Genomic DNA, 15,221 nt, shown 5'->3' on the forward strand with positions numbered 1-15,221 from the left:
TAAATAGAAAACGTCAAAAGATCGACGTTGTTACTTTGATTATTCAGTATCGCGCTGAATACCGTATTTACGCATTTTCTCTACTAGCGTTGTTCTACGCATTTTCAGTTTATTCGCTGCATGAGCAACCACGCCCTCAGCATCATCTATGGCTTGTTTTATCAATAGATATTCAAGATTGGCAAGATGTTCTTTCAGATCAATACCCTCTTCTGGCAACACCATATCTTCTGGGCCAGAAGATGAATTAACTGGGTCAGAGGATGTCTCTGGCACGGGTTTAATCTCTGGCGATGTCTCAGGTAGATTCCTTGAAGCTTCTTGCTGTGGGCCAGCGGCAATGATGCTGGTAATTTCTTCAGGTAACTCATCACCTTCTAGCTGATACTTTTCTGGAAGGTCATCAAAATCGACCGTGCCGTATGGATAGAGAATCACTAATCGTTCGACCACATTCGCTAATTCACGTACATTTCCAGGCCATGGGTAACGGCATAATGAGGTAATCGCAGCAGGGGTGAGTCGAATAGTGCCTCTGTTTTCATGTTCAATACGTTTAATCAATTCATGAATCAGCAGCGGAATATCTTCTGGTCTGTCTCTTAATGCTGGCATTTCAATAGGAAAGACATTCAGTCGGTAAAATAAATCTTCACGGAACCGACCATCAGCAATATGCTCTTCGAGGTTACGATGTGTGGCGGCAATCACGCGAACATTGGCTGTTTGTGTTTTATTACTACCTACTTTTTCATAGGTTCTTTCTTGGAGTACACGTAACAGTTTGACCTGCATTGGCAGTGGCATATCGCCTATTTCATCCAGAAATAATGTGCCACCTTCAGCCATTTCAAAACGTCCTTTTCTGGCCGTTATCGCCCCGGTAAAAGCACCTTTTTCGTGACCAAATAACTCACTTTCCAGTAACTCTCCTGGAATGGCCCCACAATTGACTGGCACAAAGGGTTTATCTCTTCTGGATGAAAAGTGGTGTAAGTTACGAGCAACGACTTCTTTACCAGTTCCTGATTCGCCCAGAATGAGCACATTGGCTTCTGAGTCAGAGACCTGATCAATCATCCGCTGCACATTCTTAATGAGCCGACTATTGCCTACCAGTGACCGGAATAAGTTATTGGGTGTGCTGGCTTCAGCCGTCATCCCCCGATAGATGGTCGCCTGCTGTAACGCATTGCTGAGTTGAGGATACTTAATGGGGTAACGAATAGAACCAATGGTGCCCGGAAAGTCTAATGCTTCGCCAGAGGAAGATTCAAGAACAAAGACGGGAACCCGTGAGTCGTGATTAACCAGTTCTCGAAGTAACTGCTTAGTTTGATTTTGTCCGCCGCAGTCACCCACAATGGCCATCACCACATCATCAAGGTTTTCAACATGCTCAAACCAAAGGTCTGATTCTGAAATCACCACCGGCTGACAATTTATAAACTCAATGAGTGTGCTTAACATCTCGCATCGGTCAATATCACTTTCAACGACCAATACATTATTTACACTCATACTCACTCCATCTCTTCACTTGGTTTTGAACTGGCGATAAGCCTTGAATAACTGGAGTTAAGCATTTTCTGGCAGACATTGTCAAAATTATGACGGGGTAAATTTAAGCAATATGTGACGTACTAGTTAGATTGGTAGGCTGCTGCCACTTTTTTGTTTTTATTGAACTGGCCTAACTCGGTTTGGATCGTTTGTCTTGCATCACGACAACGTTGTTCAACATCCTTATTTAACATAACAATTTGTTCTATCAATGGACGCGCTTCTGACTGGTCAACATGATTATCAAGAGGAAAGATACTTTCCATTAATTCTGCTCGTAGCTTTGTCAAAGTGGAGACATCACTCCATTTGCCAGCATTCACTGCAGCACTCATGTCCTCAGTTAATCTTAATACCTGTTTTAAACGTGTTATCTCAGACATAACTAGTGAAACTCAGGTGGAATGCCGTCCCACCCAGCTTTTATTTCTTCAAGAAGTTTTGTGACTTCATCTAATATCGCGACATCATTGCTCACATTCGCTTCGAGTAAGCGACGAGTAATATAGTCATATAATGAATCAAGGTTTTCAGCTATTTCGCCGCCTTTCTCAGCATCCAAACTGGTTTTTAAACCATCTATGATACGGATACACCAAGAAATTTGATGACCTTTTTCTGCAATTTCATTACGGGCAATACAGCCTTTTGCAGTGGCGACGCGAGCAAGCGCACCTTCCATCAACATCTGAATAATTCGATAGGGAGAGGCATAATTGACTTCTGACTCTATGGCATTCCGGCCATAACCTTCCATCGCTTTTTTATTCACCATTACCTGCATACTCCAATCCTTAATATAGGGATCATTCTACTTAATTTGAGTTCATCGCGGATAGTTGCGAAATCAAATAATTGCCCTGTGACTGTAAACTGCTGACCAAGGTATCCATGGCTGCATACTGAGCTCGTAAACGTGTTTCGGTCATCTCTAGACGTGATTCCATTTGCTCTTTTTGCGTATCCATTCTTTTTAAACGCGAATTGAGCCCTTCTTCTCTTGAGTCAATCAATCCATCTGTTTGTAACCAAGTATCAGCTAGAGACTCTAAACGATTAGCAAAACCTTCACCTTCAGCTGAAAACAGGTTCGCAAATGAGTTAAAGTCAGAACTTAAGACCTCATTAACTTTATCTTCATCAACCGTCATCACGCCATTTTTATCAAAAGAAATGCCTGCCTCAACTAAATAACTAAAGCTCGATCCGGTGATACTGGCTCCCGAGTTGAAGACATCTCTGACTTGGCGTTCAATTGTAAGTAGTGTGCTGTCCGCCTCTAATTGACCACTTCGCTGAGATTTAATTTCTGTCATCAACGTATTGTATGCCGAAGCAAACTCGTTTACTGACTCTAAGATAGCCTCATCATTTCTTGTGATATCGAGTGTCGAACTACCCACATCTTTTACGTTTAATGTCACTCCATCAATAGCGTTGGCTATGGAGTTTGAACTACTGGTAGTCGTGAAGCCATCAATATTAACAATCGCGTCTTTTGCCGTGGAGATAGATGACAAGTTTTCTGTACCGCCAGAGCTATAAACAAAGGCTGACAAACCTGACGTATCGGCATTATTGCCATCACTGTCACCACTCACAGACACACTGATCGCGTTTTCAGTCCCGGTTTCGTTTGATGTCAGAACCAATCTGGCACCACTATCATCTGTAATGATTGATGCCGTTACGCCAGTGTTATCAGAAGCATTATTGATGGCGGTACGAATTCCTGCGAGAGAGCTATTACTGGAGTCTATCGCGACATCGAAGCTCTCACTTCCCACACTGATACTCAGTGTGCCTTCGCCGACTATCGAGTTGTAATCAGTGAATGCAGATGACGCTAACTTATCTCGACTGGCAACTTGGGTGACATCAATATTGTAGGAACCAGCAGATGCTGAACTGGTCGATGTCGCCGTGAATAAGTCTTCATCTTGTGAATTAGCTTGGAACACCTTAAAACTGGATGCACTTGCCAACGACGCCATGGCCGTTTGAAAAGAATCGAGTTTACTCTTAAATGAACCATAAGCACTGATCTGTGCGTTGATAATACTCTGCTTGCTCTCGAGTCTGTCGAGCGGTTGACGCTCAAGATCCATTAAGCCTGTAACAATGCTCTCCAGATCGAGTCCCGTTCCTACGCCTAATGATGAAATTGTCGCCATGTCAATTCTCCGCCTAAACTTAATTGCAAAATTGCAGCAAGTTTTGAGCCAATCAAGCCTTTGTTTCTAGCAATATACCGCGATACTTTTCAGCAGCATGTCTTGCTTCAAGTATCTCCTCAGAAGGGATCTGCCTGACCACTTCCTCAGTTTCTGAGTCAATTACTTTAATCACCGTATCACCACTCGTATCATCGACACTAAATTGCAGGTTACGGTTCATATTCTGCATATAATCGTTAAGTTGAGCCACCTTATCACGCAAATCGTCTGCACGTTGTTGCTGCTGGCTATTCTGTTTCTCAGCTTCTTTCTGAAGAGCTTGAGATTGAACAGATAATTCAGTAACAGTCTCAGTCTGAACAGATTGCGTAACCGGTTTAGACTGACTAGTAACATTGTTTTGCACTGATTGAAGGGCAGATTGCACTAACAGATCATTATTAGCCATTGTCTTCCTCCTAATCTAATTTTTTTGTAAACGGCATAAAGCCTGGAGAGTAGTTTACCCACCAGGCCCATGCGTTTCATCCTTTTGTTATTATCCCAACAGTGATAATGCAGACTGAGGAATAACGTTCGCTTGCGATACGATGGATACACCAGCCTGTTGCAGAATTTGCGCTTTAGTTAAAGAAGCAGTTTCAGCAGCAAAGTCAGCATCCATGATACGGCTACGAGCTGCAGATGTATTCTCTGAAAAACTTTGTAGATTTGAGATTACAGCTTCAAAACGATTTTGAATAGAACCGAATGTAGCACGCAATGTGCTCACAGTGTTTATATCTGAATCTAAATTACCAAGTGCAGTTGAGGCTGCAGTAGAGGTTGAAACGTCTGCTGTAGTATTGCTTAGAGCAGATGCAGATACAGATACAGTATCACCACTATCCTGACCAACTTGAATTGAAATACTCAGTCCACTCAGTACTGCAGTACCATTAAATTTTGTACTAGATACTATACGAGTGTTTTCTGCTTCAAGCTGGGTCACCTCAGCAGACAGACCTGTTCGGTCGGTTACAGTACCGTTAGCAGACTGTACCGCGATTTCACGAATACGTTGTAAGTTATTACTGATTTCCGCTAAAGCACCCTCAGCCACCTGAGCCAAAGAGATACCATCTGCAGCGTTACGTGCTGCCTGGTTCGCACCACGAATATCAGCTGTCATTTGCTGAGCAGTATATAGACCAGCCGCATCATCTTTTGCACTATTGATACGTAAGCCCGAAGACAAACGCTGTAAAGATGTATTCAGTGTGCTTTGAGATTTGTTTAAGTTACGCTGTGCATTTAATGATGCAATGTTTGTGTTGACTACTAATGCCATGAGATTTACTCCCTCATAGGGTCGAGCTAGGCTCGCTTTATACATGGCGGACAAACTATGAATTGTCTAGTTTTTACCGCCTCCGAAAACATTAGCGGCATGGGATTAGGATTTCTTTAAGGCAATTTACAAAAAAAAGGCCAGACTTTGCAAAAGTCTGACCCAGTTCACATTTTACTTTTTTCAGCTTATCCCTGAAGCAGGGATAACGCGTTCTGTGGCAAGGTATTCGCCTGTGCAAGGATAGATGTTCCCGCTTGCTGCAGAATTTGAGCTCGCGTTAATTTCGCCGTTTCTTCAGCAAAATCCGCATCCATAATACGGCTACGGGCAGCACTCGTATTTTCAGCTAAACTTTGCAGATTCGAAATAACCGCTTCAAACCGATTTTGTATCGACCCAAAGGTCGCACGTAATTGACTGAGATTATTAATATCAGTATCAAGTGTGCCAAGAGCAGTAGATGCACCTGTAGAGGTTGACACATCAGCAGTTGTCGTCGTCGCAGCCGTAGCCGCTACAGTTACAGTATCAGCGGCGTCAGCCCCCACCTGAAATGTCAAAGAGACGCCACCCAAGACCTGAGTACCGTTAAACTGGGTACTTGCAATAATACGGGCATTTTCTGATTCAAGCTGCGTTACCTCGGCTTGCAGACCATTTCTATCTGTGACTGTGCCGTTAGCTGACTGTACCGCTATTTCACGAATACGTTGTAGGTTGTTAGTGATTTCAGCCAAGGCCCCTTCTGCGACCTGAGCAAATGAGATGCCGTCAGCAGCATTTCTTGCCGCTTGATTAGCACCACGAATATCCGCAGTCATTTGTTCAGCTGTATATAAACCAGCAGCATCATCTTTAGCGCTATTGACACGAAGACCAGAAGATAAACGTTGTAATGCAGTGTTCAAATCACCTTGCGATTTTGTTAAGTTCCGCTGCGCATTAAGCGACGCAAGGTTAGTATTTACGATTAATGGCATTTGAATTCTCCCATTTCAAATATTATTTGCCTGTAGCCACAAAGGGTTACCAGACTCGATGGGAGTAAAGCAGTTTGCGTACCAGTTTTTTAATCGGTCAACGCAAAAACCATTAACTATTTGTTTTTATTAAACTTAAACACTTTCAACCACTCATGCAAGTGATCTTCAAGGATAAATTTTTGACGTACCCAGTTTTGAAGCTGCCGGCCATGAGCGGCAATTTTCTCCGGTTCGGCTAAAGCGGCAAGAATAGTTTCTATCCACACAACCTCATCATTTGGCACTAATGTCACAGGCGCGCCATATTGCTGGTATGGATAGATATCACTGGCAATAACTGGCCAGCCCATCGCCCCATACTCAAGAAGTCGTAAATTACTTTTTGCTTCGTTAAAAGGGTGTTCCTCTAGAGGTGCGAGAGCCAAATCTAAATCAAGATCGGCTAAAACCTGCGGATATTGATTAAACGACACAAATTGATGGAACTCTTTGACATAAGGTCTGAGTTCAAGCGGACACATCCCCATAAAAACCCAATCTATTCTATCTGCCAATGATTCAACAACAGGAGTCATTAAAGCTAAATCGCCGGCATGCTGATTCGCCCCAGCCCAACCCACTCGGGGTTTTGGGTGAGCGTTTTTCTGTGGTAAGGATAGATTTAACCAGCGTTGTGACTCCAACCTATTAGGAATAACCGTCACATTGTCAGTATATTGACGACATAGATCCGCTAATGGCTCGGTAGAGACGATTGTATGGTCACATAAGGCGAGTGTTTTTCTGAGCCTTGAACGCATATCCCGGAAAACCAGTTTTTTTCTATCACTCATTTTTGGCAAGTTGGTGACCAAGTCGTCCAAGGAAAGGACAATGCTGATTTGGGTGTGCGCTTTGACCTCTTTAAGAAAATTATAGGTGACATCAGTCAACATTTGTTGCAGGTAGATCACATCGGGCTTCAATCGCATCAATTCAAATAAGGTCGGCAATAATGGTTGCTCTTTGAACTCATGAAACGGCATCCATGTGAGTTCTACATCACCTCGTTCTGCCAAAGCCTGCATTGGTGCAATCATGCGATACTGGCCAGTGCCAGAACCATTAAGAGGAAAAACAACAACCCGTGTTTTTAAATTAAACCGAGGGTCCCACTGTCGTTGGATATCTACTTCTGGTGCAAAAAATCGTGAGCGCAGACTCAGGTTGTCATTATAGAAAGGATCGTGTTTGAACAAATCAGACCACTTTTCGACGATGAACTCTTCTCTGTGAGAATTGTAATCGGCCACACCATTTGATTGCTCTGCCAGCTTTTTGTCCTGAAACAAGGTGGCATAGGGTGACCAGATAACCTTTTTACCTTGCTGCTGGATAGTGAGACATAAATCCATAACGGTATAACACGTATCTGAAAATATACTTTCACTCAGCCCTCCAGCCTGGATGAACGTCTGTTTTTCAATACCGAAACATGCTGATGACACGGAGGAATACTGCTGAATGCAATGCGCTCGTTCCATATAGCCCGGTTCAGTAATATCGAGCCCTTGGAATAGACCACTGACATCATCCGTGATACCGAAAACGCCTCCAGCATGAATAATCTTGTTGTTATCATCGAGGATACGGGCACCCACAATCCCCACGTCCTCTCTGGCCAACAATGGCATCATCTCATTTAACCAATTGCCGTTCACAGCCATAGCAAAGCAAGACATAACAACAATATAATCACCACTAGCGATGTTCACACCATGGTTAATAGCTGCCGAGTAGTTTTTCTGTTCAAAACGTGTTGAAACGAAACGTTCCCCCCACATTTCTGACATCTCAGCATACACATCTTCGAGATCTTCGACATCACTCATGACATCTACAACGACCACTTCGTAGTTAATATAGGTCGTGTTGAGCTCTAACTCTTCCAAACATCGGGCAAGGTAGGAAACATAGTTATGATGAGCAACGATAATAGAGACTTTGGGCTGATTTTTCGTGCTATAGACTGTCTGGAATCGCGGCTTGTTTTTGGGGTTCGATATTGTGGCTGAAATACCGCTCCTGTTTAGATGTGCATGGCGGGTCAACCATTCATTTTCTGCCAATAGCTCTTTATTAATCTCTAATGGAATAGATGTGAGCAATACATCAGGGATATGAGAAAACGCTGATTGCTGATATTGCTCATACACCTTAAATGCCATATCGGTGGTGTGCACATAAGCTAAGTTTGAATATCCACCGACCTGTTCAAAGGCTTCTCTACTGACAATGAATGAACGCCCTAAGTATGAATAGGCCCTCAGATAATCCAGACTAAACTCAGGTTTGAACCAGATATCAGCTTTAGACTCATCGACTAATTCATCACTATAGATAAACTGCGCTTTTGTCTCTAAGTTAATCGTATCAGCAAAGCTCAATAAAGCATGTGGCGCTAACTTATCACCAGGAATTAATTGCATAATCCAATCAAGCTGAGCAGCAACCACAACCTGTTCGATGTCTTCATTCAGATTTTTCCCTGAGATCTGGACCCATTCAATATTCTCAGGCACAGAGGAAAACGCATCTGGGGCCGGGATATTACTTAGGATAGTCAAACCCCAAGCTTGATAGAGCTGTTGCTCAAGTGACTCAATCGTATTGGAAAGAGCCTCTAGTTCTGATGCATTGACGATGATAAGTAAATGAAAACCTGGCGTCATTGTCCAAGTACTTGACATTCGTTCAGCAAGTGACATAACAGAGGTTTCTGACAACTCATGTTGATATAACCATCGTTTATTTTTGGAAAGACGTTCCCTTTCTGCAATCAATACATCACTTTGTTCGGAGACAACACCATTTATGTAAGCTAGTGTTTTATCAACCCATGCATTCGATAATCTCTTTCTTTTTGAAAAGAACTCTTGCGTTTGAATCACAAACCATTCGATCTGGGTGGTGCAATCGTTTATTAGTTTTTCGTAGTTTACACCGACCTGTGCGACCGTATTTCTCGCCATTGCTATGGCATCTGGATCAGTTCCAAATGCAATACCAGGGCCATTCAAATCACCATCGATTTTATCCAGATATGGTGTGGGTATCATCGCGACAGGACAACCGCACAAAAGCGCCTCAGCGACTATTGAAGAAGGTTCATAACAGAGTAACAATTCACTTTTTCTAAGAATGCTGGCAAGCTCAGCCTGAGACAAAGAAACATCCTGGCACAAGCTTCTGGCACCCGTAATATGCTCAGTTAAAGCTCTCCCACTGGCTAAATATTTGTTTGCGTAATAACAAATCCCCTCTCTACTCTGATCATCGGGGTTATCGCGATTATTGAATAAAGTATTATCAACAACAGGAACTCTGAGGATATTCGCTTCAATATTGACTGGAATAAAATCAGCTGAGAATGCAAATATCATTTCATCTTCAGAAAAAGTTTTATCACCGCCAACCACACCAGGTGCATTCAACAACCATCGAACAACATTTTCCGCTTCAAGGGGATTACCGGAAATGACCTCTGGATAAATGACGATAGGTGAGAGGCCTAAACGTTCATGACGAACAACATCAAGCTTCGTTAACTGCGGAGTCCTCAAACTGGTATCGACCTTTTTCGTTCCCACGACATATGCCTCAGCACCAAGCTGGTTTAGTGCATGGCATAGATAGTGTAAAGCTCTAACACCAGCGAATTTATTAACAAATTCTGAGGTGTAGATATAGAAAGGTTGCTGTTCCGTTGTAAAAAAATTCAATCGCGCCATTAATTCCTCTTTACTAAGCCATCGACTTAACTTCCGTATGTTGCCACTACACTAATTTGTCAAACTCAGGCTATCGCCATATTCTTGTTGTCACTTTAATAAATGCAGACAAATAATGACACCCATACTTTCAATTTGCATACCAACACTAAATCGAGCCCATTTACTCAAGTCAATGCTGTTCCAACTAGCCAGAGTCGTCGAGGGCTATCTAGACCGAGTTGAAATTGTTATTGCCGATAACGCTTCAATAGATGAGACAAAGAAGGTAGTTGAATCTTGCCCGCTTCCGATTCAATATGGATGCCAAAAAGAAACGGTTGGGTTCACTAAGAATGTATTATTTGCGACCACAGAACTAGCGAGAGGTGAGTTTATATGGATCGTTGGTGATGATGACCTTATTGTTCCCAACGCTCTCAAGCATATTTTTGATTCTCTCGCGAGAGCCCCCGACGTCAGCTACCACTACCTCAACTTTGGTTGGATCAATATCGCCAAGAGAGATGAGATTATTTACGGGCAATCTGGCTACCCCAATGAAACGCAACTCAATAAACTTCAATTTAATGAAACATCTTGGCAACTACTCGACAAAATCGAATTATTGACTCAGCTTCCCTCTGACAACATCTCAGCCTCTTTTAGCGGCATTTTTTGTTTTATTTGTCGCCGACAATTATTTATTAGAGAACAGATAACATTAAATCCTACTGATAGCCTTGATGGCTCATCCACCAATATGAGTGATTGTTTTCCTCATGCAATGCTTACTCTCGCTCCTCTGGCGGGTGAGCCGATTGCTTATGTGGCTGAACCCTGTTTACTACAGGGCATCAACGGATGGGAGTGGGGAGGTTACGCTTATAAAAATATGATTTTGGGCACGTATCAGCTGTTTAGATGGCTGCAATCAACTGTGTTCGATCAGAATGCCCTAGAAATACTATGGAAGAGCTACTACTCCATGGCAGGCAGACTGTTTGCCCGGATGCAACATGAACCAGATCAACATAAAGGGGCTGAGCTGATACTAAAAGAAGCGATCCCTTACTCCACATCGCACCCTCAATTTTGGGATAGCTTGATTACCGAAATGAAAATGTTAATAAATATAGACAATGATGTTGAGGCGTTAGCAAGTTGGCTGAGGCAGGAGCTAACTCATCACCCACAAGCAAAGCTAGGGTTATGGGGTGTAGCCGGTAGAGGAACAAAACTATTCAGAAAACATCCCAATTTTCTGAGAAATCTCATTTGGATAACTGATAAAAATGAGCTGGAACATGGTTTGCCTTTTCTGCAATCTGGACAGTCCATATCACAGCCAGAATCACAGAGTGGAATGGATATTGATATATTACTTATCGGAACACGCTCAGAGTTTGTAATTGATGTAGAAAATCACGTTTGCTCAATCAGCCCATCGCTCACCACGATTAGCGTGAACGGAATAAAAAGACACAAACACAATAATACAGCCATTCATAAAGCTTCTGAAACAGAATACAACGAGACCCAAAAGAATTAGAAAACCTTTACGTGAATTTTATGACGGGATTATTGAGCATTATTCCTGAAACGAGCATAAGTCATCATTAAACATATTTTCCATCTCCATGGTTTTTCTAATTGCGGCACGAAGGTCTGTCCACACATCTAACCCTAGTTCATCTTTTGCAGTCGTAATATCTGGAACATAAACTTGGCGACTACTGCTTTGGTTAGCGCCCCCTTTCCCCACAAATATAGATTTATTTGGAGCAATAATTTGACGAATATGTTCAGCATGATCAATTAAGGATTTTACATCATCAGAACCGACATCGTAGGCTGCTTTATCTCTCCCATTGATAAGTATTTGTAATAGCCATAGCGCCATATCAGCCGCATAAAGGTAACTTCTCACAGGAGAACCATTGCCATGAATAGTGATACATTCATCATTTAAAGCACTTCTGATGAACTGTGCAACAGCAAGATGCTTTGGCAAAAGATAACCAATAAAAGCAAAACATCTGGCCAGTTTTAATTGACACATACTTCCTTCAGTTTCGCTAAGAGCGACCTGCTCCATGAGTTGCTTAGCGATACTGTAATAATTCGCTGAGTTTAATTTGCCTGGTTTTTGCGGAACATAATCAGACTCATATACTGCACCTGAACTGACTATCAAAATAGAATTTGCAGAAGCCATTTTCGCCTGTTCAATAACTCGCTTTATGCCTCTTGTGGCAATATCAATCAAGTCACTACCATTTTTTAATTTATCTGGCCGAGTATCCATGGCTGCGTGAATAACATAGTCATAGACCTCGTTCTTGAATGGGAAATCTCTGATCTCTCCCTTAATTAGATGAAGCCACTTTTTACTTAAAAAGAAAGGGTGTCGCTGATAAAACTCATCAGGATGCCTAGATATACCCGTTACCTGTATATTAAACCCTTTGATATTTAGGCAATGAATCGTCATTAATATCCAATAGCCCATAAATCCGGTACAACCAGTGACGAAAAGGTGCTTATCGGATAACAAGGAGAAGTCAACAAACTCTAGGAGATGATTAATATCAGCCTGAGCTAACTCATCAACATTTAACTCAGAGAAATTTTCAGCCATTATAATTGCTTATAAAATGAAGCAGTTGTAATGGTGAATTGAATACAGTGTGTGATGACTCCCAGTCCCCATACCCCCAGCCAGCTGCAACAAATGGCATAGAATTGAATGTAGCAGCTTGATAGTCGTCTAATTTGTCTCCGATATAAAGTGCTTCTTTTTCTTCAATATTATGTTCTTTCACCAACCTTTGGATAAGAAGCGATTTTTTTTGCTTTCCTAAGGGTAACTGATCGACGGCACCAATATCGGTGAAATACTTTGCTAGTGATAAATGTTCAATAACTGCCATGGTTGGTTCATAACGCTTGTTTGTTGCGATATATAGCTGATACCCCTGTTCATTTAACCAGGCTAATACTTCCTCTATCTCAGCATACATTGGCGTTTCTGTTGCCACACGGCTGTCATAAAAGCTTTTAAACGCGGTTGCCATGTTTTCGATGAGAACTTCATCTTCAGTATTTGCCAGCATGGCTACAGTGTCAGTAAGAGGAGGGCCAATTATCGACGCAGTTATCGGAACAGATGGTGTGATATTCAGATCCGACATGACCTGCTCATAACAATTGAGAATACATGGTGCCGAATCAATGATTGTGCCATCAAAGTCAAAAAGAATATGTTTTAAATTCATAGCTGGTACATCGTTATAATAGGATTTGGATAAATGTCACTAAGCACATGGTTAATGGCATTCTGAGATCGGTATGAAGAGACAAGAACAGGGATATCAGGACAGCGGTTTATTAATATTTCTGGCACATCAATCACCCATTTTCCCATCTGCTTACCCTGAAGATTTGTGTTGCCATCAACAATGCCAACAATATGTTGAGAAACCTGGCAGTCATCGAGATAGGGTAGTAACCGTGCGGTATGGCTACCTGCACCATATATTATTACGGGCTGCCGAACCAATGACTTTATTTTACTTAAGCCTAGCTGCAATTTACTCTCAGACTCTGCCATGTATTCATCCAAAGCGGTATCAGTTGCGATGACATTATCTGTTTTTTGTTTACGCGAATAGAGGCTTAAAAGACTGTCCGTTGTTCCTGGAGGTAAATCCAAGATGTGAGACGTTATTGGATAAAAACCAAAGTTCTCCATTAATCTGTCCAAGGAACTTGCACTAAAAAATTGAATATGTTCCAGAGAGAACTCGCCATAGGGCTCAAAATCACCTCGTGTAAATCGCTCACAAGCAGGTACTTCAATCAGTATGCTGGCATCCTCTTTCACACTATTTAATAATAAGGTGAGATCATCATATAAGTTGGGCAGATGCTCCAATACTCCCATCAGACAGATTAAATCAGCCTCTATCAGCCGATTTAAAGACACTGCATTTTCCAAGCTCCCCGTTGTAATACAGGACAAACCATAAAGCTGGTTTGCTTGGTCGGCAGCATTTGGGGCTGGGTCAACGCCATAGATATTTGACCAACCACTCATCGAGAACCAGTTGAGTAACGTTCCATGTCCACACCCTAAGTCAAAAACTTTTTTATCCAAAGAAATATATGGCTGGATGAAAGAGATAACTTTCTCAGCTCTATAATTATCTATTTCTGGTATCGAGCTGGCAGAAAGAGTGACATCATATTTAGACAAAGATCGATAGTAAGACTGATACGATGATGCCTTAGGTAGCTGATTCGCATAATGAAATCCACAGTGACTGCAGGTTGTAACACTATAGCTCATGTCTCTACCATCAATGACAGCAAGTTGGTTCTCATACAAAACCGACAGATTCAATGTCCCACAAACCTGACAAGCCCTGTTCCAAGCGAAATGCTTATCAGCCATTGCTATTCACCCCCAGCAAGATATCGCTGAGATAATAGATATTATTTAAAGACACTTTTTTCTGAAGCAACTCGTCACGGATCTGCTCCTCATAACGAATACTCGCTATTAAAATGGGGCGTTGTTCATTTTTTTCATTTTCGAAAAGTATGACAGGTTTACCTCCCATCTCTTTTTTCATTGCATCATTATCGAATAATGATATGACGTTTAGATGGGGCATAATCGGCTCTATGTAGTTTTTAAAATCCCCACCCACACAAAAAACATCAAAGGGTTCATGTATCGTTTTTCTGATAGCTTCTATCAGGCTATCCTGTTTGTCTTTTCGAGACAGTGCCAACTCAGCTACTAAGCGAATGCTATCGGTATAACTTGGTGATTCAAAAAAGCCGGTGCTCATCATCTTGATTATGAAGCCATGCCTTTGCAATAAAGCAGCTATTGAACTCATTCCAAATTGGTGAATATGTTCAGGGTTATTATCGTCCTCAACCCACGGATGCCCAGCGTTATTAGGCACCTCCAGAATCACTATTCCATTAGGCTTTAACCAATGTTTCCAATCTACAATGACAGCACTAAGATCAGAGATATGCTCCAATACATGAAAACTCATGATGAGATCAAACTTCCGTTCTTCGCTCACTTGATCAGCTAAACGGAACACACCGTCAAGAACTGTCATGGCTTGTATGACATCTTGCGAAATTTCAAAGCCATAGTATTCCAATTGATACTTTTCTTTAACTTTCTTGCCCAGCTCCCCTTCAGCACATCCGATCTCTAATACTGACATCCCTGTCCTTAAGTAAGGTGCCAAATACTCAACTCTCTCAAGAAGTTTTTTTCTACGTATTTATCAGGAAGTTCATTTCGACCTGTTAATTTAATGTAATGTTTACTTACCCAATGGGGGTCAACATCTTTCCAAACATGATGGCAATGGGGACAGACAAA

Annotated in this window: 13 protein-coding genes; 1 reads left to right on the plus strand and 12 read right to left on the minus strand. The window is 41.9% G+C overall.

Annotated features, from left to right (window positions below; all coding sequences use genetic code 11):
- Nucleotides 1-39 precede the first annotated feature (39 nt).
- From QUE24_RS05430 to QUE24_RS05465, 8 genes are all read right to left on the minus strand, one after another.
- The gene (locus QUE24_RS05430; protein WP_286305598.1) at nt 40-1,521 is read right to left on the minus strand and encodes a sigma-54 dependent transcriptional regulator; all 1,482 of its coding nucleotides are present in this window, start codon (nt 1,519-1,521) and stop codon (nt 40-42) included.
- Nucleotides 1,522-1,643: 122 nt separating this feature from the next.
- On the minus strand, nt 1,644-1,946 hold the full coding sequence (locus QUE24_RS05435; RefSeq protein ID WP_286305599.1) for a flagellar protein FliT: 303 nt from the start codon (nt 1,944-1,946) through the stop codon (nt 1,644-1,646).
- 2 nt (nt 1,947-1,948) lie between these two features.
- On the minus strand, nt 1,949-2,347 hold the full coding sequence (gene fliS / locus QUE24_RS05440; RefSeq protein WP_286305600.1) for a flagellar export chaperone FliS: 399 nt from the start codon (nt 2,345-2,347) through the stop codon (nt 1,949-1,951).
- Nucleotides 2,348-2,378: 31 nt separating this feature from the next.
- Entirely contained in the window at nt 2,379-3,737 is a 1,359-nt protein-coding gene (fliD, locus tag QUE24_RS05445) for a flagellar filament capping protein FliD (protein ID WP_286305601.1), read from the minus strand.
- A gap of 52 nt (nt 3,738-3,789) precedes the next feature.
- Nucleotides 3,790-4,188, minus strand: a complete 399-nt coding sequence (locus tag QUE24_RS05450) for a flagellar protein FlaG (RefSeq protein ID WP_286305602.1) — start codon at nt 4,186-4,188, stop codon at nt 3,790-3,792.
- Nucleotides 4,189-4,278: 90 nt separating this feature from the next.
- Entirely contained in the window at nt 4,279-5,070 is a 792-nt protein-coding gene (locus tag QUE24_RS05455) for a flagellin N-terminal helical domain-containing protein (RefSeq protein WP_286305603.1), read from the minus strand.
- A gap of 188 nt (nt 5,071-5,258) precedes the next feature.
- Nucleotides 5,259-6,053 carry a flagellin N-terminal helical domain-containing protein gene (locus QUE24_RS05460; RefSeq protein ID WP_286305604.1) on the minus strand — a complete coding sequence of 265 codons (795 nt, stop codon included), beginning with the start codon at nt 6,051-6,053 and terminating at the stop codon, nt 5,259-5,261.
- Between the two features lie 116 nt (nt 6,054-6,169).
- A complete protein-coding gene (locus QUE24_RS05465) occupies nt 6,170-9,826 on the minus strand; it encodes a glycosyltransferase (protein WP_286305605.1) in 3,657 nt (1,218 codons plus the stop codon).
- A gap of 115 nt (nt 9,827-9,941) precedes the next feature.
- Here QUE24_RS05465 and QUE24_RS05470 point away from each other — a divergent pair, with 115 nt between their 5' ends.
- Entirely contained in the window at nt 9,942-11,357 is a 1,416-nt protein-coding gene (locus QUE24_RS05470) for a glycosyltransferase family 2 protein (RefSeq protein ID WP_286305606.1), read from the plus strand.
- A gap of 39 nt (nt 11,358-11,396) precedes the next feature.
- Here the strand turns inward: QUE24_RS05470 and QUE24_RS05475 are convergent, their stop codons facing one another.
- From QUE24_RS05475 to QUE24_RS05490, 4 genes are read right to left on the minus strand one after another with little or no spacing between them, the layout of a single operon-like run.
- Nucleotides 11,397-12,446: an NAD-dependent epimerase/dehydratase family protein gene (locus tag QUE24_RS05475; protein ID WP_286305607.1), complete on the minus strand. Its 1,050-nt coding sequence runs from the start codon at nt 12,444-12,446 to the stop codon at nt 11,397-11,399.
- Nucleotides 12,439-13,083, minus strand: a complete 645-nt coding sequence (locus QUE24_RS05480; protein WP_286305608.1) for an HAD family hydrolase — start codon at nt 13,081-13,083, stop codon at nt 12,439-12,441. The genes QUE24_RS05475 and QUE24_RS05480 overlap by 8 nt, the downstream gene beginning before the upstream one ends.
- Nucleotides 13,080-14,261, minus strand: coding sequence for a class I SAM-dependent methyltransferase (locus tag QUE24_RS05485; RefSeq protein WP_286305609.1), 1,182 nt, complete (start codon nt 14,259-14,261; stop codon nt 13,080-13,082). Before QUE24_RS05485 ends, QUE24_RS05480 begins: the two co-directional genes overlap by 4 nt.
- Entirely contained in the window at nt 14,254-15,120 is an 867-nt protein-coding gene (locus tag QUE24_RS05490; protein ID WP_286306075.1) for a class I SAM-dependent methyltransferase, read from the minus strand. Before QUE24_RS05490 ends, QUE24_RS05485 begins: the two co-directional genes overlap by 8 nt.
- Between the last annotated feature and the right edge of the window lie 101 nt (nt 15,121-15,221).

The organism is Methylophaga marina (assembly GCF_030296755.1).
In the GTDB taxonomy this organism is placed as follows: domain Bacteria; phylum Pseudomonadota; class Gammaproteobacteria; order Nitrosococcales; family Methylophagaceae; genus Methylophaga; species Methylophaga marina.